We start from the raw sequence: 20,997 nt of genomic DNA, 5'->3' as shown, positions 1-20,997 counted from the left end.
AATGTGGCACGTGGAGGGATCACAGTATGGATCCTCGGCTCGGCAGCCGAGGATGACGAGAGTGGGGGGCGAGGATGAGAAGAGCGGTATTGTGTGGAAACAGACGGTGACCGGGGCGGCGGCATAGTGACCGGTCGGTCGCGGCGGAGCAGGGCCGAGCGCAGCATCGCGCGGCACAGGGTTAATTTCCGGGTGACAAAATATTCATCATCCTGCCGCATTTTCCGCTAGACTTCGCAATTCGAGTTTTGCCGAGAGGGGCCATCATGAAATCCAAACTCCTGATCGCGGCGATTGCCGCCGTCTTCGTTTCCGGCTGCACGACCGATCCGTATACCGGTCAGCAGAAAGTCTCCAATCTGGCCGGTGGTGCTGCGTTGGGCGCGCTGGGCGGCGCGGCACTTGGCACGCTTGCCGGCGGCGACGACCGCAAGAACGCGCTGATCGGCGCAGGCGTCGGCGCGCTCGCCGGTGGCGCCATTGGTGGCTACATGGACCAGCAGGAAGCGCAGCTTCGCGCACAGCTGCAGGGCACTGGCGTGTCGGTGACCCGTGTGGGCGACAAGATCATTCTCAACATGCCGTCCAACATCACGTTTGACAGCGACCAGTCGGCGGTCAAGCCGCAGTTCTATGAGACGCTGAACTCGGTGGCGCTGGTGCTGCAGAAGTTCAACCGCTCGCTGGTCGATGTTGCCGGTCATACCGATTCGACCGGGTCTGACAGCTACAATCTGACGCTGTCGCAGCAACGGGCGCAGTCGGTGTCGAGCTACCTGATTTCGCAGGGCAATGATGCGCGCCGGTTCTACACCCAGGGCTTCGGCGAAAGCCGCCCGATTGCCGACAACGGCACCGACGCCGGCCGCGCCGCCAACCGCCGCGTGGAAATCCAGATCTCGCCGCTGAGCTAAGCAGCGTCGACACAAGATCGTTTGAGGCGATATCAGACCCGGCTGCGAAAGTGGCCGGGTCTTTTTGTGGGCGTGGGGGGTGGTGAGAGATTTGCTGGTGTTGCGAAATGGCTTTTTCAATCCGTCATGCCGGACCTGATCCGGCATCCAGCCAGCCCAAGCCCTTGGGCTGAATAGAGTCTTTCGGCCCGGCGGAGGCCGGGTCGGCTGGATCCCGGAGGCGACGACGTCGCTTCGCTTGTCTGGCTCAAGGCCGGGATGACGGAACGGCGACGGTCATAAATCGGGATAAAAGTCAGCTCAGGCGATGCCTATTCCCCATCCAGCCCCGCAGCCTTGCGCAGGGCGGCGTTGATGCGGTCCTGCCAGCCGGGGCCGTCTTCCTGGAAATGCGCGAGCACCGCGTTGTCGAGCCGGATCGAGACCATTTCCTTGCCTTCGGGCACGGTGGTGGCCCTGGGGACGGCTGCGGGTTCCACCGGCTTGGTGGTGGCGGCCTTGAAAGCGGCTTCGGCGCGCTCGAATGTGCTGCCGGTGCGTCGGGTGGTCTTCATAGAGAGTGTCCTTTGGGGTGGTGACGGCAGGCGGGGCAAGTGTTCAATCGGATGCCTGTGTCAGTTCAACGGCAATGCGGGCGGCGAGGCGGGCATTGTTGAGCACCAGCGCGATGTTGGTCTTGAGGCTCTCGCCGTTTGTCAGTTCGAGCATTTCACCGAGCAGGAACGGGGTCACGGCCTTGCCTTCGATGCCCTTGTCAATTGCCCGCCGCAAGGCGGTTTCGATATGGGCGTTGATCACCGGTGCTTCGATCTCGTCGGCTTCAGGCACCGGATTGGCGATCAGCATGCCGCCATGGCCGCCGAGTGCCCGCCGGGTATGCTCGAACCGGGCGATCGCGGCGGGATCATCAAGCCGCAAGGGGGCTGCAAGGCCGGAGTTGCGCGACCAGAAGGCCGGCATTTCGTCCTGGCCGAAGGCCACCACCGGCACGCCGCGGGTTTCCAGCGCCTCGAGCGTCTTGGGGATGTCGAGTATGGCCTTGGCGCCGGCGGAGACGACGATCACCGGGGTGCGGGCCAATTCGTCGAGATCGGCGGAGATGTCAAAGCTCTCTTCCGCACCGCGGTGCACGCCGCCAATGCCGCCGGTGGCGAACACCGAAATGCCGGCCAGTTGCGCCGCCATCATGGTGGCGGCGACCGTGGTGGCGCCGGTGCGGCGTTCTGCGAGGGCGAAGGCGAAATCCGCGCGCGAAAGCTTCATCACGTCTTTGGCCTGGGCCAGTTCGGTGATGGCCGCCTGGCTGAGCCCGGCATGCAGCCTGCCGTCAATCACGGCGATGGTGGCGGGAACCGCACCCTCGGTGCGAATGGCGGCTTCGACTTCAAGTGCCATGTCGCGGTTGCCCGGCCAGGGCATGCCATGGGTGATGATGGTGGATTCGAGTGCGACGACCGGGTGGCCGGCTGTCAGCGCATCGGCGACCTCGGGCGTGGATTCGATCTGGATTGACCCGGACATGGGGAAGGCTCCGTTTGAGAGATTCAGGTTTGCGTGGGCTTTGGCATGGCGGCCAGCGCCTGGGCAAGCAATTCCAGTGACAAATCGGTGCGGACCGGGCCGCGCACCGAGGCGGTGAGGCGGGCTAGCGCGATGCCGCGGGTGAGATTGTCCTGCATTGAACCGCCCATGAGCCATCCATCGAGATAGCCCGAGGCCAGCGCATCGCCTGCGCCGGTGACATCGCTGACGTGATCCAGCGGGGGCGGGGCAAGCGTGAGAGAGCCGTCCTTGCCAAAGGCCAGGACCGGTCCGGCGCCGGCGCTGATCAAGCCGCTCGTCAGGCCGCTCGCCTTCAGGGCCTGCTGCAATCCGGCGGTGTGTTCAGGCTGTTTGCCAGTGAGGGGGGCAGTGAGCGTGGCGGCTTCGGCACTGTTCATGGCCAGCAGCGCCAGACGGCTGAGGCCCGGTTTCCAGCGCACCACCTTGGCCGGAGAAACCGCAATCGCTGCCAAGGGCACGCCGCTGGCATGGGCGGCTTCGGCCAGTCCGGTCAGGGCGTTTTCGGGCAGATTGGCGTCTGCAACGACAAGATCGGCCCGCTCCAGCCTCGACCTGAACCGCGCGGTGAGCAGCCGGCGCGCCGGGATCAGGTCGTAAAGCGCCATGTCGGCCAGCGCCGTGACCAGATTGCCATCGGGTTCGAGGATGCTGGTGTAGCTCGGGGTGGCGCGGTCGAGAAAGGTGAGGGGACAATCCTCAAGGCCCGCCGCACTTGCCGCCTCTGCCACAAGCTCCGCTTCGCCATCACCGCCGCGCGGCGAAACAAGGGTGACCTGGTGGCCAAGCCGGGCGAGATTGCGCGCGGCGTTGAAGACCCCGCCGCCAGGGACGCTCTCCCAATGGCCAGGGTTGGAAGCGCCGGGCCTGTGCGCGGCGTCGAGCCGGCCGGTGCGGTCAATATGGGCGCCGCCAATGGCAAGGATGCGTGCCATGATCAGCCTCCCCGGATGGTGCGGTGTGGCCGAATCGCGGCCGCGCTGCAGCCAATGGCCTGTGGTGGCCAACGGTGGGGCGCGAAACCGGCTGCTGTTTCGAAACATATATAGAACACGGGATAATTATGCATTATCTTTCAGCGAGTTGAGGTGGGGTTGTGCGGTTGGAACAAATGGTGTACAAATACAGCAAATGAACACTCATTGCCTGCAACGGCACGATAACCTAAAGGTGGACGGAATGGCACAGAACTCTTTGCGGCTGGTAGAGGAAAAATCCGTGGACAAAAGCAAGGCGCTCGACGCCGCACTTTCCCAGATCGAACGGTCGTTCGGCAAGGGCTCCATCATGAAGCTTGGCGCCAATGAGAGCGTGGTCGAGATTGAGACGATTCCGACCGGCTCGCTGGGGCTCGACATTGCGCTTGGTGTGGGCGGCCTGCCCAAGGGCCGGATCATCGAGATCTACGGGCCGGAGAGCTCGGGCAAGACCACGCTGGCGCTGCAGACCATTGCGGAGGCTCAGAAGAAGGGCGGCATTTGCGGTTTCATCGATGCCGAGCATGCGCTTGACCCGGTCTATGCCCGCAAGCTTGGCGTTGATCTTGAGAACCTGCTGATCTCGCAGCCCGACACCGGTGAGCAGGCGCTGGAAATCACCGACACGCTGGTGCGCTCCGGCGCCCTTGATGTGCTGGTGATCGATTCGGTTGCTGCCTTGACCCCGCGGGCTGAAATCGAGGGTGAAATGGGCGACAGCCTTCCGGGCCTGCAGGCGCGGTTGATGAGCCAGGCGCTTCGCAAGCTCACAGCCTCGATCTCGCGCTCGAACTGCATGGTGATCTTCATCAACCAGATCCGCATGAAGATCGGCGTGATGTTCGGTTCGCCCGAAACCACCACCGGCGGCAACGCGCTCAAGTTCTATGCCTCGGTGCGGCTCGACATCCGCCGTATCGGTTCGGTCAAGGAACGCGACGAGGTGACCGGCAACCAGACCCGGGTCAAGGTGGTCAAGAACAAGATGGCGCCTCCCTTCAAGCAGGTCGAATTCGACATCATGTATGGCGAGGGTGTGTCCAAGACCGGCGAACTCATCGATCTGGGCGTCAAGGCCGGGATAGTCGAGAAATCCGGCGCATGGTTCTCCTACAACAGCCAGCGGCTGGGGCAGGGACGGGAGAATTCGAAGCAGTTCCTGCGTGACAATCCGGCGGTGGCCGAGGAAATCGAGCTGTTGCTTCGCCAGAACGCCGGATTGATCGCCGAAAAATTCCTCGAAGAAGACCGCAGCAGCGGTGAGGACGACGCAGCCGAAGGCTGAGAAAGGCCTGAACAGGGCCTGAATAGGACCTGTTTCACCGATGATTTTGAGGGCCGGTCGCCATCTGTTTCTGGATGGCGGCCGGTTTTCGCGTTTTGGCCTTATCTCTGACGTCTGGACAGCATGCAGGGCGGGCGATAAAAGCGGCGGTCCGCTGGTTCGGGCGGCAGAATTTTGACCGGTCCACGATGTGGCCCGGCAGGTCAGGCAAAGGGCAGAACATGAGCGGCGTGAACGAAATCCGGTCGGCGTTTCTCGACTATTTCAAGAAAAATGAACACGAAGTGGTGGCGTCGAGCCCGCTTGTGCCGCGCAATGACCCGACGCTGATGTTCACCAATGCGGGCATGGTGCAGTTTAAGAATGTCTTTACCGGGCTGGAGCATCGCCCCTACACCACGGCAGCGACCTCGCAGAAATGTGTCCGCGCCGGCGGCAAGCACAATGATCTCGACAATGTCGGCTACACCGCGCGCCACCACACCTTCTTCGAGATGCTGGGCAACTTCTCTTTCGGCGACTATTTCAAGGAACAGGCGATCGAGCTTGCCTGGAACCTGCTGACCCGCGAATTCGGGATCAACAAGGAGCGTCTGCTGGTCACGGTCTACCACACCGATGATGACGCCTTTGATCTCTGGCGCAAGATTGCCGGGGTTCCCGAAAGCCGGATCATCCGGATTCCGACCAGTGACAATTTCTGGGCGATGGGCGACACCGGTCCGTGCGGGCCATGCTCGGAGATCTTCTATGATCATGGCGATCACATCTGGGGCGGGCCTCCGGGCTCGGCTGATGAGGATGGCGACCGGTTCATCGAGATTTGGAACCTGGTGTTCATGCAGTTCGAACAGCTTACAGTGGATGAGCGGGTCGATCTGCCGCGCCCTTCCATTGACACCGGCATGGGGCTTGAACGCATCGCGGCGCTGCTGCAGGGCCAGCATGACAATTATGATATCGACCTTTTCCGTAGGCTGATCATGGCGTCAGAGGAACTCACCGGAGTGTCGGCGGAGGGTGACCGGCGGGCCAGCCACCGGGTGATCGCGGATCACCTGAGATCTTCCGCATTTTTGATCGCCGACGGAGTGCTGCCCTCCAATGAAGGGCGTGGCTATGTGCTCAGACGCATCATGCGCCGGGCCATGCGCCATGCGCAACTGCTGGGTGCGCAGGAGCCGCTGATGTACAAGCTGCTGCCGACGCTTGTCGCGGAGATGGGCCGGGCCTATCCGGAACTGACCCGCGCCGAGGCGCTGATTTCGGAAACGCTGAAGCTTGAGGAAACACGGTTTTCCAAGACCCTTGAGCGCGGTTTGAGCCTGCTTGATGAAGCCAGTGCCGATCTGGGCGAAGGCGACCGGCTGGGTGGGGAAACCGCGTTCAAGCTCTACGACACCTATGGTTTCCCGCTCGACCTCACCCAGGATGCGCTGCGTCAGCGCGGGATCGAGGTGGACACCGATGGTTTCAAGGCCGCGATGGAGCGGCAGAAGGCAGAGGCGCGGGCGCATTGGTCGGGATCGGGTGACAAGGCGACCGAAACTGTCTGGTACGAGATCAAGGACCGGGTCGGCGCGACCGATTTCCTCGGCTACGACACGGAGATAGCCGAGGGCGTGATCCAGGCAATGGTGCGCGATGGCGCCGAGGTCGCTGCGGCCAAGGCCGGCGAGAGCGTGGACGTGGTTGTCAATCAAACCCCGTTCTATGGCGAATCCGGCGGTCAGATGGGGGATCAGGGCATTATTTCCGGCGAAGGCTACAGACTTGAGGTCAGCGACACGCAGAAGCGTGGCGAGGGGCTGTTTGTGCACCGGGCGGTTGTTGCCGAGGGCGAGGTGAAAGCCGGCGCCGTGGCGCAGCTGGATGTTGCGCATTCCCGCCGCGCCAAGATCCGGGCCAATCATTCCGCCACGCATCTTCTCCATGAGGCGTTGCGCGAGGTGCTTGGCACCCATGTGGCGCAGAAGGGCTCGCTGGTTGCGCCCGAGCGGCTGCGGTTCGACGTCTCGCATCCGAAGCCGATGACTGCGGAGGAGCTGTCCGAGGTCGAGACCATGGCCAACGAGATCATCCTGCAGAACAGCCCGGTGACGACCCGGCTGATGGCGGTCGATGACGCCATTGCCGAGGGCGCAATGGCGCTGTTTGGCGAGAAGTATGGTGATGAGGTGCGTGTCGTGTCGATGGGCACCGGCGTTCGCGGCGTCAAGGCCAACCGGCCCTATTCGGTGGAGCTGTGCGGCGGCACCCACGTGGCCGCCACCGGCGAGATCGGGCTGGTGCGGGTGTTGTCGGACAGTGCTGTGAGCGCCGGCGTGCGCCGCATCGAGGCGGTGACAGGTGAAGCTGCGCGCCAGCACCTGAGTGAGCAGGACGAGAAGCTCAGGCAGGCGGCATCGCTGCTCAAGGTGCAGCCGGGCGATGTGGTTTCTCGCATCGAGGCGCTGATGGATGAGCGCAAGAAAATGGAACGCGAACTCACCGAAGCGCGCAAGAAGCTGGCGCTTGGCGGCGGCGGTGCGGGCGGCGACGAAAGCCGCGACATTGGCGGCGTCAAATTCCTCGGCAAGGTGGTCAATGGCGTACAGCCCAAAGACCTCAAAGGACTGGTCGATGCTGCCAAAACCTCGCTCGGCTCGGGTGTGGCAGCGTTTGTTGCGATCAGCGAGGACGGCAAGGCGAGCGTCGTGGTTGGCGTCACCGAGGATCTGACATCGAAGCTGTCGGCGGTGGATCTGGTGCGTGTTGCCTCCCAGGCCATCGGTGGCAAGGGCGGCGGTGGACGGCCCGACATGGCCCAGGCCGGTGGCCCGGACGGGGCCAAGGCCAGTGCCGCGATCGATGCGGTGGCGGCCGCGATCGGCTGATGCTCCGGCCGTAAAAGCTGTTGGGTGTTTTACAACGCCCGGGCCTCGCCCCGGGCGTTGTCGCGTTTGGCTGATAGCATTGCGATGGTTTTGCGCTGGAGGGCAAGTCAGCAAGATTTCTGCGTTTACTCCGTGCTTGAAAAGCGGTGACCGACGGAAGGGAATGGCATGGCGAAGAACAACGGCATTGCTGATTACCGGGAACGGCTCGAGCGGGTGCGCAAACATATCCACGAAAATCTCGATGGGCCGCTCAATCTGGATGATCTTGCCGACATCGCCTGTCTCTCCCGCTTTCACTGGCATCGCACCTATCGCGGTCTGACAGGAGAAACCGTGTGGCAGACGGTCAGGCGGCTGCGGTTGCACCGCGCGGCTGCGGAACTCGCCAATGGCACTCTGGCCATAGAGCAGATCGTGGCGCGCAGTGGCTACACCAACAGCCGTGCATTCAGCCAGGCCTTCAAGGCTGATTATGGTCTGCCACCGTTTCGTTATCGCGCCGAGGGCGGTCACCGGCGCTACGAAAACCCTGAATGGCAGGAGAGTGACACCATGTATGATGTCCGCATTGAAGAAATGGGCCCGGCAAAACTCGTCGGGTTTGAACATACCGGTCCCTATACGGAAATCGGTTCGGCGTTCGAGAAGTTCTATGCCGAGGTGGGGCCAGCCAACCTTGCGAGCCAGGCCATGGCCATTGCCGCGGCCTATTTTTCCGACCCCGATATAACGGCCCCTGAAGAGTGCAGATCGCTTGCGGGCATGATCGTCTCGCCTGGTCTGGATGTGGCCGGAGGTTTTGACCGGTTTGACATTCTGGCCGGGCGCTACGCCGTTTTGCAGCACAAGGGCGCTTATGCCGAACTGCCCAAAGCCTATCAATGGTTCTATGGTGCCTGGCTGGCCGATAGCGGTGAGAGTGCAGCTGCGGCTCCGGCTGTTGAAAAATATCTCAACTCACCGATGAATACGGCTCCCGCTGAACTGGTGACTGAGATCTGCATGCCGCTTGCGTGATCGCGCGTGCTGCCGCGCCCCTTGTGGGTGCGGCGGCAACCTCCCGACAAAAAGAAGAGTCCATTATGATCGGGCAACGCCCGACAATGCGGTGACCCCGATCGGGCTCACAAAACACGCTTTAACGCTTTGAAAGGGTGCCATTTTTGCGCTAAATTGAACACAATTTGCACGCGATCTGGCTCAGAGCCGGAGTTCGATTTCCTTGCGGACCGGATTCCGGCTGCCCTGCCGCCGTCGGCTGTTTGGGGGGGCGGGCTCCTGATTTTCCTGCTGATCGATCATGCTTTCGTCAAAGACCGTGCAACGGTTTCGTCCGCTTTTCTTTGAGGCGTAAAGCGCCAGGTCGGCTTTCTGGTAAAGCTCGCTCATCTTTGCGGCCACATCGGCCAAGCAGATGCCCATCGAAATCGTCACCTTGCCGCAATCGGTTCCGGATTCCTCATCGATGAACATCCGGTCTTCAATGGCCCGGCGGGCGGTTTCCGCGATCAACTGCACCTGCTGAAGACTGGCTTTCTCGACGATGATCGCGAATTCTTCGCCACCGATTCGTGCAGGAGTTGCGTTTGCAGGCAGGCTTTCGCGAATGGTCTCTGCAACAGTCTTGAGGACTGTATCGCCAATCGCATGGCCGTAGGTGTCGTTGAATGATTTGAAGTGGTCAATGTCGCAGATGATCAGCGCCGTTTGCGGGAGTTTCCCTGGCTCGTTGTAAATGCCTTCGAGTTGAATGTCGAAGGCCCGGCGATTGGCCAGACCGGTGAGCATGTCGGTGTTGGCGATCTGCTTGTATGTGTTGAGCTCGTTGATGATGCGCGTGACCACATGCGCCTCGGAATCTGGCCGCTCTGCCTCATACACGCCCTGGACGTTGTTGGAGACGGCCCGGGATTTCGCTGCACTGGATGACGCGGATTTCGAGCTCGCAGGCACGATGGCGCGCACATTGGAATTTGCGAGCGTTTGAAAGCCGATCTTGTCAACCACCACGTGCCATTGCCCGTTCAGGGGAATGGTGAAGCGGACCGGCGATTTCTCAATTCTGCCGCCGATGCACTTGTACGGCTTCTGATCGGAATACCGTTGGAAATTGGCGTGATCCATCAGCCGCACATTGTTGATGCAGGACAACACGACTTCGACCACGGTTCCGGCTGCTTGCTTGCCAAGATCATATCGTTTGTAACGAGGATACGTTTTCAATGCTCATGCCCGCTGCGAGTTGGTTCGCAGAAAATGACATCAGCCGGTTAAGGTACGGTTTACTTTCCGGTTCACCACGAGAAAGTACCAATTATTTTGCAGAAATAATTTTTTGGACCTGAATTATAATGGCAATATCTGCTTTGCATCCGGTTTTTTGCTTTGGGTTGAAATATATCTAAGGTTGTGAGCGTTCCTGTTGCTGCAAACAATGCGATTGGCCGTTGGCGCTCAAGACCGATCCGTATGGCTCGGCTGCGATTGGGCTCGATTTCACAATTCCGGACTTGAACATCAACGCAGCGTATTGCTGCGGGCCCTCCCGGAAGCCCATGAAAAAACCGGCGCAGATGATGAACATCCGCGCCGGCATGAATCTGGTCAAAACGACCGGCTGAGCCACGGTTTCTACTCACAGTCCGTTGAGGGCTGCGAGTGGGCCGGGTGACCCTGCCTTAGATCGGCGTTTAGGCCATGGCCTTCTGCAAGTTCTCGTCGATCTTGTCGAGGAACCCGGTGGTCGACAGCCAGGGCTGGTCGGGGCCGATCAGCAGCGCCAGGTCCTTGGTCATGAAGCCGGATTCGACGGTCTGGATGCAGACCTTCTCGAGTGTGTCGGCGAAGGTGGCCAGTTCGGCATTGTCGTCAAGCTTGGCGCGGTGGGCGAGGCCACGGGTCCAGGCGAAGATCGAGGCGATCGAGTTGGTCGAGGTTTCCTCGCCCTTCTGGTGCTGGCGGTAGTGACGGGTCACCGTGCCGTGGGCGGCTTCGGCTTCCACGGTCTTGCCATCGGGTGTCATCAGGACCGATGTCATCAGGCCGAGCGAACCAAAGCCCTGGGCCACGATGTCGGACTGGACGTCGCCATCATAGTTCTTGCAGGCCCAGACATAGCCGCCGGACCACTTGATGGCGGCAGCCACCATGTCGTCGATCAGTCGGTGCTCGTACCAGATCTTGGCTTCGTCGTATTTTTCCTTGAACTCGGCATCAAAGATCTCCTGGAACAGATCCTTGAAGCGGCCATCATAGGTCTTGAGGATGGTGTTCTTGGTCGACAGATAGCAAGGCACGCCACGCTGCAGCGCGTAGTTGAGCGAAGCGCGGGCAAAATCGCGGATCGAATCATCCAGGTTGTACATCGCCATGGCAACGCCGGCCGATGGTGCGTCGAAGACGTCATGTTCGATGGTCTCGCCATCGTCACCGACGAACTTGATCGACAGCTTGCCCTTGCCGGGGAACTTGAAATCGGTGGCGCGATACTGGTCACCGAAAGCGTGACGCCCGACGATGATCGGCTTGGTCCAGCCGGGAACGAGGCGCGGCACGTTGTTCATGATGATCGGTTCGCGGAAGATCACGCCGCCGAGGATGTTGCGGATGGTGCCGTTGGGTGAACGCCACATCTTCTTCAGGCCGAACTCCTCGACGCGGGCTTCATCAGGCGTAATGGTCGCGCATTTGATGCCGACGCCGTGCTTCTTGATGGCGTTGGCGGCGTCGATGGTCACCTGGTCGTTGGTTTCATCGCGATATTCCACCGAAAGGTCGTAATATTCGATTGGCAGATCGAGATAGGGCAGGATCAGTTTTTCCTTGATGAACTGCCAGATGATGCGAGTCATCTCATCGCCGTCGAGATCGACGACCGGGTTTGCAACCTTGATCTTTGCCATTCTTTGGAACCTTTTGAGAGGGTTGTCGGGGGGAGGCGGGCGCCACCCGTTCAGTTGGCGCACCTCTTAACAAAAGCCGCGCGAACGCACAACATGCCGAACGCTAATGCACAGCACCGGTAATTGTGGCTTTGAAGGCAAGCTTTGACCTCGGGCCAGGGACCTCGCGCCTGCGTCACATGTTTTCCCATTGCTTGCGGCTTCGGTGGCGTCAACGCCTCATTGGTGTTCAACGCGGTGCGATAGCGGCGAGGCTTGATTGCAAGCCATCCGGACAGTAGTGCTGTCGGTCTGAGAGAAACGGGGCAGGATATGGCGGACTTGTCCATTCCAATCGAGACGGAACGCTTGCGGCTGAGGCCATTCACCATGGCCGACGTCGATGCAGTGCATGCCTATCACGGCCTCGAGGCAGTGGCATGCTACCAGGACTGGGAACCCCGTTCGCGCGTCGAGGTGGCGACCGAGGTTGCAAAATGGGCGGATGGGGGCTGGGATAGGCAAGCTCCAGAAGCCATCGTCTTCGCCGTGACGCTGAGGGACACCGGAGCCCTGATTGGTGACATAGTGTTGTTGTTTCGTGACCGTGACGCGCGGCAGGGGGAGATCGGTTTTTCCTTCAATCCTTCGCATGGCGGCAAGGGGTATGCCACCGAGGCAGTGCCCGCGGTGTTCTCGGTCGGTTTTGGCCACTTCAATCTGCACCGGATCTTGGGGCGTTGCGACGCGCGCAACAGGCCTTCGTGGCAGTTGATGCAGCGGCTGGGTATGCGGCGGGAAGCGCATTTTCGAGAGCATGCGCTCTTCAAGGGCGTCTGGGATGAGGAATTCCACTACGCCATGCTGGCAAGGGAATGGGCTGAAATGGACAGGGGCGGTTCCTGAATGGCAGGCACGGACAGACAGCGCGAATTGATCACCGGCGGACCGGCGATCATTCTGATGGAGCCGCAACTGGGTGAAAACATCGGCATGGTGGCGCGCGCCATGGCCAATTTCGGACTGTCCAACCTCAGGATCGTCAATCCGCGCGACGGATGGCCGAATGAGAAGGCCATCAGTGCGGCTTCCCGCGCAGACCATGTGATCGAGAGTGCGAAAGTGTTCGAAACGCTTGAGGCCGCGACCGCAGACCTCAATTTCGTGTTCGCCACCACGGCACGGCCGCGTGACGGGCATAAGCCGGTGCGTGGACCGGTGGAGGCTGGAACGGTGCTCAGAACCCGCGAGAACGCGGGCGAGAAAACTGGGATCCTGTTTGGGCGCGAGCGCATCGGGCTGCGAAATTGGGAAGTGGGATTGGCCGACGAGATTGTGACCTTTCCGGTCAATCCGGCCTATGCCTCGCTCAACATCGCGCAGGCGGTGCTGCTGATATCCTATGAATGGCTCAAATCCGGCCTGGCCGATCCGCATGAGACAGCCTTCAGCGCGCCGGAAGTGGAGCCTGCACCGAAAACCGATCTTCATGGCCTGTTCGGCCAGATCGAGGAGGGGCTTGATGCGCGGGGCTATTTCCGCTCCGACGACAAGCGGATGAAGGCGATCGACAATTTGCGTGCGGTGCTGACGCGGCCGGGGTTCTCGACCGACGAAATCAATGTGCTGCGCGGTGTGTTCGCCTCCTTTGACCGGTTTGACCGGTCCGGCAATCGTCGCCCCAAGGCCGGGCGCGGAGCAGATGCGACGGATGCAGTATCTGGAGATGAGGCATGAGCGAGCGGCCGGTTGTGGTGTTTGACAGCGGCATTGGCGGCCTGAGCGTGCTGCGCGAGGCGCGGGTGATCATGCCGGGGCGGCGCTTCGTCTATGTGGCGGATGATGCCGGCTTTCCCTATGGCGCCTGGGAAGAGGGGGCGCTCCGTGATCGGATTGTCGGGCTGTTCGCCGGGTTGATTGAAAAACACAATCCTGCGCTGGCGCTGATTGCCTGCAACACCGCCTCGACCATCGTGATGCCGGCCTTGCGTGCGGCCTATCCGGAACTGCCCTTTGTCGGCACCGTGCCGGCGATCAAGCCTGCTGCGGAGCGGACCAAATCGGGCCTGGTTTCGGTGCTTGCGACGCCTGGCACGGTGAAGCGGCAATATACCCGCGACCTGATCCGTGATTATGCCGACAAGGTGCATGTGCGTCTGGTGGGGTCGGAAAATCTGGCGGCTCTGGCCGAAACCTATATGCGCAAGGGATTTGTCGATGAGGCTGCGGTGAAGGCGGAGATCGATCCGTGTTTTGTCGAACGGGATGGCCAAAAGACCGACATCGTGGTGCTGGCCTGCACGCATTTTCCGTTTCTGGTCAATCGCATGCGCAAGATGGCGCCCTGGCCGGTGGACTGGATCGACCCGGCCGAGGCGATTGCGCGCCGGGCCCTGGCAATCGTCGACACGCTGCCGGGCGGTCACGCATTGCCGGATGCGCGTGACAGCGTGGTGTTCACCTCGGGCAATCCCGATTACAGCGCCTTGAGACTGATGCACGGGTTCGGGCTGACGGCCGGATGATGCCGGGGCTCTAAGGCCGCCATATCAGATCGGTGCCCAGACCGAAGATCTTGTGAAATGCATGTTCGCCACTGCGTGTGATGGTCAAAGCGCGGTCATCACCGGCTGCCCTGACCCAGTTCTGTTCGAGCGATTTTGTGAGCAACGAAGCGCCGAGCTGGCCGCCCAGATGCATGCGGCGTTCGCTCCAGTCGAGGCAAGTGCGGCATAGGGGCCGGGCGGAACCGGTCCTGGCTTTGAAGGTGATCCCGATGCCGGACAGGAAGCGGCTGCCATCCTCGGTGATCAAACCCGAGCGATCCTCGATGACGACCACCCCGCGATCAACCAGACTGTCGGTGATCGCGACTGCAAGGGTGCCGGCCATGTGGTCGTAACAGGTGCGTGCGCGACGCATTGAAACATCCCTGGGTCCAGTGGTTCGCTGACGAGCAGGGCCCGCAGCGGCAAGGCCCGAGAGGCTTTCAAAGGCCTCGGCGACGGCAACAGAGGCCAGCCGGAAATAGCGGTGCCGGCCCTGTTTTTCGACGGCGACGAGCTGTCCGTCGAGCAATTTGGCGAGATGGCTGCTGGCGGTTTGCGGAGTGATGTGCGCGCAGAAGGCGAGTTCCCCTGCCGTCAATGCCTTGCCGCCCATCAGCGCGGACAGGATGTTGGCCCGTGCCGGATCGCCGATCAGTGCGGCGATGGACGATATGGTAACGGCGTTGGCCGGGGGCGTGGTTGGGTTGCTGCTCATGCCCTCAGTGTAGCGATGCCCCGCGGCCGCGTCATCTGCGAACGGTTCGATCATGGCCGAAACTTATCCGCTTGCCTGCCGTGTATGCCTGGACTTCACAGCAAGAAGGCGACCATGACCATGAAGCCACATACCGCGACACAAATGCCTGCAGACCTGGTGAAAGATGAAGCGAACCGAACTCGGGCAGTAATAGAAAAAACCCTTTCCGGATGGTGGCGCGGATTGTGCCATTGGTCCGACCGGCGGCGGCAAAGGCGGCAGTTGGGCGCTCTTGAGGATCATCTTCTCAAGGACATCGGGATCACCCGTGACCAGGCACGGCGCGAAGCCTGCCGGTGGTTCCTGGAGTGATTGAAATGGCGGGTCCCGGCTCGCTTGAATTCCTGTGTATTTCCCGATCAATGCGACGCGGGGCCGGATTAATCTGCTAAACGGTCCTTTGGCGGATTTTCCAGGAGACCCGCCGGGTACCGCGTCCAGTTCACGGAGTAGGCTCAAGGTGCAGGTCGGGATCAACATGGGCGATATGGCCGGGGGGCAACCGGCCATGCTCGACATCGAGGAGTTGCTGGCGACACGGCTTCTGGTGCAGGGCAATTCCGGATCCGGCAAGTCGCATCTGCTGAGACGGCTGCTCGAGCAATCGGCTGAGTGGGTGCAGCAGGTGATTATCGATCCCGAAGGGGATTTCGTCACGCTGTCGCAGAAATACGGACATCTGGTGGTTGATGGCGAGCGCAGCGAGGGCGAGCTTGCGGGCATTGCCAGCCGCATCCGCAAACACCGTGTCTCCTGTGTGCTGTCGCTCGAAGGGCTCGAGATTGACGACCAGATGCGCGCCGCGGCGACCTTCCTCAACGCCATGTTCGATGCCGAGCACGAGCACTGGTATCCGGTTCTGGTGGTGGTGGACGAGGCGCAGATGTTTGCCCCGGCTGCGGGTGGTGAAGTGGCTGAGGACGCGCGCAAGATGTCGCTCGGCGCCATGACAAATCTGATGTGCCGTGGCCGTAAGCGCGGACTGGCGGGCGTGATCGCCACCCAGCGTCTGGCGAAACTGGCGAAGAACGTGGCGGCGGAAGCCTCGAATTTCCTGATGGGTCGGACTTTTCTCGACATCGACATGGCGCGCGCCGCGGACCTCTTGGGCATGGACCGGCGGCAGGCGGAGATGTTCCGGGACTTGAAGCGCGGCAATTTTGTCGGCCTCGGACCGGCTTTGTCACGCCGCCCGCTGCCGATTGCCATTGGCGATGTCGAAACCCAGGCGCGCTCCTCGAGCCCGAAGCTGATGCCGATGCCCGAGGCGGTGGTGGATGTGGAGGACCTGATCTTCACCCCCGACGCCGAGGAGCTGACACGGCCGGTCACGCGCCGCGCCAGGCCCGCACCACGGCCAACCACCGACATTCTGGCCGAACTCTCGCAGGCCACGCCACTCACGGAAGCGCCGCTGTCATCACCATCCGGCAGTGACGCCGGTGCAGCGGAGACAAGCAGCGAGGCGGCAGAGGAGCGGGCGCGCAAGCTCAGCGATGTTCTGGAAACAATTTTGTCCGATCGCGAGTCCGGCTACCGGACAGATTCGGCGCTGTATCAGGATTTTCTGGTGCGCTCGCGCATGGCGCGGATCTCGGGCTCGCCGATGTCCTTGGCCGACTTCCGCCGCCGTGTCGCCATCGCCCGTTCGGGTGTCGATGAGGAGACTGCGGCAGGCGAGGCCTGGGCCACGGCGCTGAAGCTTGCTGACCGGGTGTCGGAAGATCTGCAGGGCGTGTTCCTGATGCTGGCCAAGGCCGCGATCAAGGCCGAGCCTTGCCCCTCCGACGCCCGCATCGCGCGCGCCTACGGCACCCACTCGGCGCGGCGCGCGCGCAGGCTGCTCGGCTATTTCGAGGAGCAGGGGCTGATCATCGTGCACGCCGATCCCTTCGGCAAACGTATTGTCGGTATGCCCGACCTTCAGGCCGAAACAGCGCCGGGGGCGGCGGATGCGCCGGATGAGGGGGCGGAGAATGCCGAGGCGGCAGAGTAAAGTCCTGCATCAAAGCCGAAGGGAATGCGATTGGCCCGCGACAAACGGCAAACAAGACTTCCAGCACCTTTTCTGAAGCGGCTGACGCTTCAGGAAGACAAGATGGCGGGCAAGAACGGCTATCCGTTCGGTTTGCCCTGGTTGCGTGACGGGAGTTTCGATCTTCGCTTTACCACTCCGGTCACCATTCTCATTGGCGAAAACGGAACGGGAAAATCAACGCTGGTGGAAGCCATTGCGGCCTTGTGCGGATTCGATGAAGCAGGTGGCGGCAAGGGCTACCGGCCGGTTGATCACGAGCGAGCGATTGACAAAAGTGGGGCGGAACTGGCCGAGGTGTTTCGCGGCGCATGGCTGCCGCGGGTCACAACAGGCTGGTTTTTTAAGGCGGAATCATTTTTCTCCGTGGCACGCTATCTTGATGAAGCGGCTCAGGATGTAGGCAAACCGCCACCGGATTTCCTATCCTGGAGCCATGGCGAGGGATTCGTTCGTTTCTTCGAGGAGCGCATGTCCCGGCAAGGCATCTATTTCATGGATGAACCAGAGAGCGCCTTGTCGCCGAAGCGTCAATTGGAGCTGCTGCGGATACTCAACACCATTCAGGAACGTGCCAACGCACAAGTGATCATGGCAACCCATTCGCCGATCCTAATGGCCTTGCCCAATGCGCGCCTTCTGGAAATCACCAGACATGGGATAGCGGAAACCAATTACCGCGATACGCAGCATTTCAAGCTGTATCGCTCATTCACATCTGATCCTGAACAATTCATAGCTGACGCGATCAGCGAAGATGAGGAGTTCGACTTCTAACGCTGGATCACAAAGATGTATGCCGTTGGATCGAGCATGGCACTCGGAACAGCGGCAAATCAAAGCACATTGTCCCACGCAGCTTGGCGAATCGATCACTCCATGCCGTGGATGCGCCGGATGAGGATGCGGGGCGGGCGCAGGCTGCGGAGTAGGGGAGCAGTGGGCGCGGCGCCTACGCCCGCTCTTCCCAGACCTTCACCAGCTCGACAATGGTTTCCACCGACTTTTCCATGTCCTGAACGCTGACCCATTCGAGCGGGGAGTGGTAGGAGTGGCCGCCGGTGTAGATGTTGGGGCAGGGCAGGCCCATGAAGGAAAGGCGGGAGCCGTCGGTGCCGCCGCGGATCGCGTTGGTGACCGGGGTGAGGCCAACCCGGCGGACGGCCTCAATCAGATTGGCCATGATTTCGGGGTGGCGGTCGAGCACCTCTTTCATGTTGCGGTATTGCTCGGTGACCTCGAAGCGCATGGCCGAGCCGGGATAGGACAGCATCACGTCCTCTGCGATCTCTCTGAGCAGGTCTTCCTTTTCGGTGAGGCCTTCATTGACGAAATCCCGGATGATGAACTGCAGATTCGCACTGTCCATGGAACCGCTGATGCCGGTGGGATGGATGAAGCCCTGGCGGCCGTCGGTGGTCTCGGGGGCTATGTGCTTTGGCAGCCGGGCGACGATGTCGGCGGCGATCTTGATGGCGTTCTCCATCACGCCCTTTGAGGTGCCCGGGTGCTGCGCCACGCCGGTGATTTCGATCTCGACGCCATCGGCAGAGAAGGTCTCGTCGTCGATCTCGCCGATGGTGCTGCCATCCAGGGTGTAGGCGAAGGCGGCGCCGAGTTTTGCAATGTCGACCTTGTCAGCGCCGCGGCCGATCTCCTCGTCGGTGGTGAAGAGGATCTTGATGGTGCCGTGCCGGATCTCAGGGTTGGCAATCAGCGTTGCGGCGGCGGTCATGATTTCGGCGATGCCGGCCTTGTCGTCGGCGCCAAGCAAAGTGGTGCCGTCGGTGGTGACGATGTCGTGGCCGATCTGATTCTTGAGGTCGGGATGCTCGCTGACCTTGATGATCCGGCTGGTGTCGCCGGTGAGCTGAATGTCGCCGCCCTGGTAATTGCGCACGACTTTGGGCTTGACGTTTGTGCCGGTGAAATCGGGAGCGGTGTCCATGTGCGAGCAGAAGCAGATCACCGGCACATCCTTGCCGGTGTTTGATGGCAGCGTCGCATAGACATTGCCGTGCTCGTCCATATGCGCGTCGTCAAGGCCGAGCGTCAGAAGCTCTTCGACCAGCACGCGGGCGAGGTCCTTCTGCTTTTCGGTGGAGGGCTGGGCGCTTGATGCGGGGTCGGACTGGGTGTCGATGACGACATGGCGGAGCAGGCGGTCGAGAACGGTGTCGGTCATGGGAGCAATGATTCCTGTTGGGATTTTCTGCTATAGCTCTCCTTGTGCCCGGCGGAAACATGGTGGTCCAAGGCTTGTCCTTAAATTGGCATTGGCGGCCTGAGGCCTGCAGGATTTGGGTTGGCGTTGACAGGGTCGGCGCAATGGACTAGAGACCCACCCAGCGCGGGAAGCCTTGTTTCCCGCGTTAATTACGTGTCCCGTGGATGGTTTGTCACAAAGCGTGCGTGAACCATCCTGTCAGGTCTCGAAAACGGGGGCCAGAGGAGGGCGCGTTTCCTTCATCCGGTTTGGCAACAAACCGGATCAACACTCTGAAAGGGAATGCGATGAGCAAGCGCGAATCCGCAAAGTACAAACTTGATCGCCGTATGGGCGAAAACATCTGGGGCCGTCCGAAGTCCCCGGTGAACCGCCGCGAATACGGCCCCGGCCAGCACGGCCAGCGCCGCAAGAGCAAGCTGTCCGACTTCGGTGTGCAGCTGCGCGCCAAGCAGAAGCTGAAGGGCTACTACGGCGATATCTCGGAAAAGCAATTCCGCAAGATTTACGACGAAGCCAACCGGATGAAGGGCGATACGCCTGAAAACCTGATCGGTCTTCTCGAGTCGCGTCTCGACGCAATCGTCTACCGCGCCAAGTTCGTGGCGACGATCTTTGCAGCGCGCCAGTTCGTCAACCATGGCCATGTCAAGGTCAATGGCGTCCGCACCAATATCGGTTCGTACCGCTGCAAGCCGGGCGATGTCATCGAGGTCAAGGAAAAGTCGAAACAGCTCACTCTCGTGCTGGAATCGGTTGGCCTGGCTGAGCGTGACGTGCCGGAATATGTCGAAGCCGACCACAACAAGATGGTTGCGACCTACACCCGCGTCCCGAACCTTTCGGACGTGCCGTATCCGGTTCAGATGGAACCGAACCTGGTGGTCGAATTCTACTCGCGCTGATCCACTCCGGATCGCGAAGATACGAGGCCGTCCTTCGGGGCGGCCTTTTTCGTATCCGGAGATTGCGGTGTGTGGGCATGATGTTGGAGCTGGCCAATGGCTGATTTGCAGAACGTGCTTGATGAAATTGTCCAGGAGGCGGCCGAATGCGCTGACCGTGGGGTGGTGGCAAGCTATATCCCGGAACTGGCCAAGGTTGATCCGGACCAGTTCGGCATCGCTGTCGCACTGCCTGACGGGCAGGTGGTGTCGGCGGGGGATGCCGGGACCGGCTTTTCGATCCAGAGCGTGTCCAAGGTGTTTACGCTGACGCTGGCGTTGGGAAAGCTTGGCGACGGGCTGTGGGCGCGGGTGGGACGTGAACCATCGGGCAACCCGTTCAATTCCATCGTTCAGCTGGAGCAGGAGAAGGGCCGGCCACGCAATCCCTTCATCAATGCCGGGGCGATCGCCGTGGCCGATCTGGTTCTTGCCGGGCATCAGCCGCGCGAAGCCATTGGCGAAATCCTGCGCTTCATGCGCCAACTGGCCGATGACGACAGCATCGTGATCGATGAGAGCGTTGCGCATTCGGAGATGGCTCATGGCGACCGCAATGCGTCGCTGGCGCATTTCATGAAGTCCTTCGGCTCAATCGACAACCCGGTTGATCATGTGCTTGGCGTCTATTTTCACCAGTGCGCGATTGCGATGACTTGCCGGCAACTGGCGCGTGCCGGGCTGTTTCTGGCCGGTGATGGCCGGGATCCCGCCACAGGCGCCCAGGTGGTCTCCAGCGCGCGGGCGCGCCGCATCAATGCGGTGATGCTGATGTGCGGCCATTATGACGGGTCTGGAGAATTCGCCCATCGCGTTGGCCTTCCCGGCAAGAGCGGCGTGGGTGGCGGCATTCTGGCGATTGCGCCGGGAAAGGCGTCGATTGCAGCCTGGTCGCCGGGGCTTGATCCGGTCGGAAATTCAAAACTGGGTTCCGCCGCACTCGAACAATTGGCCCGGCGCATGGGCTGGTCGGTGTTCAGGGCTTGACG

20 protein-coding genes are annotated in these 20,997 nt (G+C 61.2%); 13 read left to right on the top strand and 7 right to left on the bottom strand.

All coding sequences use genetic code 11. The features are described from left to right. The first annotated feature begins 266 nt into the window (after positions 1 to 266). Entirely contained in the window at positions 267 to 914 is a 648-nt protein-coding gene (locus HPDFL43_RS12465; RefSeq protein ID WP_007197704.1) for a YiaD family glycine zipper/OmpA-like lipoprotein, read from the top strand. Between the two features lie 311 nt (positions 915 to 1,225). Here the strand turns inward: HPDFL43_RS12465 and HPDFL43_RS12460 are convergent, their stop codons facing one another. From HPDFL43_RS12460 to HPDFL43_RS12450, 3 genes are read right to left on the bottom strand one after another with little or no spacing between them, the layout of a single operon-like run. Beyond that, positions 1,226 to 1,468, bottom strand: a complete 243-nt coding sequence (locus tag HPDFL43_RS12460) for a BrnA antitoxin family protein (protein ID WP_007197703.1) — start codon at positions 1,466 to 1,468, stop codon at positions 1,226 to 1,228. A 43-nt stretch (positions 1,469 to 1,511) separates the two neighbouring features. Then, positions 1,512 to 2,435, bottom strand: coding sequence for a pseudouridine-5'-phosphate glycosidase (locus HPDFL43_RS12455; RefSeq protein WP_007197702.1), 924 nt, complete (start codon positions 2,433 to 2,435; stop codon positions 1,512 to 1,514). Positions 2,436 to 2,458: 23 nt separating this feature from the next. Further along, a complete protein-coding gene (locus tag HPDFL43_RS12450; protein WP_040450157.1) occupies positions 2,459 to 3,409 on the bottom strand; it encodes a carbohydrate kinase family protein in 951 nt (316 codons plus the stop codon). Positions 3,410 to 3,653: 244 nt separating this feature from the next. Between HPDFL43_RS12450 and recA the strand changes: the two genes are divergently transcribed. The 3 genes from recA to HPDFL43_RS12435 all read left to right on the top strand — a co-directional run bounded on the left by recA (position 3,654) and on the right by HPDFL43_RS12435 (position 8,632). Then, positions 3,654 to 4,736, top strand: coding sequence for a recombinase RecA (recA, locus tag HPDFL43_RS12445; RefSeq protein WP_007197700.1), 1,083 nt, complete (start codon positions 3,654 to 3,656; stop codon positions 4,734 to 4,736). 221 nt (positions 4,737 to 4,957) lie between these two features. Then, positions 4,958 to 7,612, top strand: coding sequence for an alanine--tRNA ligase (gene alaS / locus HPDFL43_RS12440; RefSeq protein WP_007197698.1), 2,655 nt, complete (start codon positions 4,958 to 4,960; stop codon positions 7,610 to 7,612). 168 nt (positions 7,613 to 7,780) lie between these two features. After that, positions 7,781 to 8,632: an AraC family transcriptional regulator gene (locus HPDFL43_RS12435; RefSeq protein WP_007197697.1), complete on the top strand. Its 852-nt coding sequence runs from the start codon at positions 7,781 to 7,783 to the stop codon at positions 8,630 to 8,632. 183 nt (positions 8,633 to 8,815) lie between these two features. On the opposite strand, the gene HPDFL43_RS21400 is transcribed toward HPDFL43_RS12435, so the two are convergent. Then, positions 8,816 to 9,838 carry a DUF1883 domain-containing protein gene (locus HPDFL43_RS21400; protein ID WP_007197696.1) on the bottom strand — a complete coding sequence of 341 codons (1,023 nt, stop codon included), beginning with the start codon at positions 9,836 to 9,838 and terminating at the stop codon, positions 8,816 to 8,818. 224 nt (positions 9,839 to 10,062) lie between these two features. Between HPDFL43_RS21400 and HPDFL43_RS21985 the strand changes: the two genes are divergently transcribed. Then, positions 10,063 to 10,236 carry a hypothetical protein gene (locus HPDFL43_RS21985; RefSeq protein ID WP_007197695.1) on the top strand — a complete coding sequence of 58 codons (174 nt, stop codon included), beginning with the start codon at positions 10,063 to 10,065 and terminating at the stop codon, positions 10,234 to 10,236. Between the two features lie 69 nt (positions 10,237 to 10,305). Here the strand turns inward: HPDFL43_RS21985 and HPDFL43_RS12425 are convergent, their stop codons facing one another. Further along, the gene (locus tag HPDFL43_RS12425) at positions 10,306 to 11,517 is read right to left on the bottom strand and encodes an NADP-dependent isocitrate dehydrogenase (RefSeq protein WP_007197694.1); all 1,212 of its coding nucleotides are present in this window, start codon (positions 11,515 to 11,517) and stop codon (positions 10,306 to 10,308) included. 312 nt (positions 11,518 to 11,829) lie between these two features. Between HPDFL43_RS12425 and HPDFL43_RS12420 the strand changes: the two genes are divergently transcribed. The 3 genes from HPDFL43_RS12420 to murI are packed head-to-tail and all read left to right on the top strand — an operon-like array spanning position 11,830 to position 14,021. Further along, on the top strand, positions 11,830 to 12,402 hold the full coding sequence (locus HPDFL43_RS12420; RefSeq protein ID WP_007197693.1) for a GNAT family N-acetyltransferase: 573 nt from the start codon (positions 11,830 to 11,832) through the stop codon (positions 12,400 to 12,402). Next, positions 12,403 to 13,233 (top strand): RNA methyltransferase, encoded by an 831-nt coding sequence (locus tag HPDFL43_RS12415; RefSeq protein ID WP_007197692.1) that lies wholly within the window; start codon positions 12,403 to 12,405, stop codon positions 13,231 to 13,233. Further along, the gene (gene murI / locus HPDFL43_RS12410) at positions 13,230 to 14,021 is read left to right on the top strand and encodes a glutamate racemase (RefSeq protein WP_007197691.1); all 792 of its coding nucleotides are present in this window, start codon (positions 13,230 to 13,232) and stop codon (positions 14,019 to 14,021) included. Before HPDFL43_RS12415 ends, murI begins: the two co-directional genes overlap by 4 nt. Positions 14,022 to 14,031: 10 nt before the next feature. Here the strand turns inward: murI and HPDFL43_RS12405 are convergent, their stop codons facing one another. Further along, the gene (locus HPDFL43_RS12405) at positions 14,032 to 14,814 is read right to left on the bottom strand and encodes an ArsR/SmtB family transcription factor (protein WP_007197690.1); all 783 of its coding nucleotides are present in this window, start codon (positions 14,812 to 14,814) and stop codon (positions 14,032 to 14,034) included. Here HPDFL43_RS12405 and HPDFL43_RS22385 point away from each other — a divergent pair. From HPDFL43_RS22385 to HPDFL43_RS12395, 3 genes are all read left to right on the top strand, one after another. Continuing rightward, positions 14,776 to 15,114 carry a YjiS-like domain-containing protein gene (locus HPDFL43_RS22385; protein WP_084594782.1) on the top strand — a complete coding sequence of 113 codons (339 nt, stop codon included), beginning with the start codon at positions 14,776 to 14,778 and terminating at the stop codon, positions 15,112 to 15,114. The two genes, HPDFL43_RS12405 and HPDFL43_RS22385, sit on opposite strands and share 39 nt — an antisense overlap. A 148-nt stretch (positions 15,115 to 15,262) precedes the next feature. Then, a complete protein-coding gene (locus HPDFL43_RS12400) occupies positions 15,263 to 16,798 on the top strand; it encodes a helicase HerA domain-containing protein (RefSeq protein WP_007197688.1) in 1,536 nt (511 codons plus the stop codon). A gap of 24 nt (positions 16,799 to 16,822) precedes the next feature. Further along, on the top strand, positions 16,823 to 17,614 hold the full coding sequence (locus HPDFL43_RS12395) for an AAA family ATPase (protein WP_007197687.1): 792 nt from the start codon (positions 16,823 to 16,825) through the stop codon (positions 17,612 to 17,614). A gap of 175 nt (positions 17,615 to 17,789) precedes the next feature. On the opposite strand, the gene pepT is transcribed toward HPDFL43_RS12395, so the two are convergent. Beyond that, complete coding sequence (gene pepT, locus HPDFL43_RS12390) at positions 17,790 to 19,022, bottom strand: peptidase T (protein WP_007197686.1); 1,233 nt, start codon at positions 19,020 to 19,022, stop codon at positions 17,790 to 17,792. 329 nt (positions 19,023 to 19,351) lie between these two features. Here pepT and rpsD point away from each other — a divergent pair, with 329 nt between their 5' ends. After that, positions 19,352 to 19,969: a 30S ribosomal protein S4 gene (gene rpsD / locus HPDFL43_RS12385; RefSeq protein WP_007197685.1), complete on the top strand. Its 618-nt coding sequence runs from the start codon at positions 19,352 to 19,354 to the stop codon at positions 19,967 to 19,969. A 96-nt stretch (positions 19,970 to 20,065) separates the two neighbouring features. Beyond that, positions 20,066 to 20,995: a glutaminase gene (locus HPDFL43_RS12380; RefSeq protein WP_007197684.1), complete on the top strand. Its 930-nt coding sequence runs from the start codon at positions 20,066 to 20,068 to the stop codon at positions 20,993 to 20,995. Positions 20,996 to 20,997 lie beyond the last annotated feature (2 nt).

Origin of the sequence: Hoeflea phototrophica DFL-43 (assembly GCF_000154705.2) — a bacterium.
In the GTDB taxonomy this organism is placed as follows: domain Bacteria; phylum Pseudomonadota; class Alphaproteobacteria; order Rhizobiales; family Rhizobiaceae; genus Hoeflea; species Hoeflea phototrophica.
The sequence above is the reverse complement of the archived record's forward strand: the minus strand, read 5'-3'. Positions and strand labels throughout refer to the sequence as shown.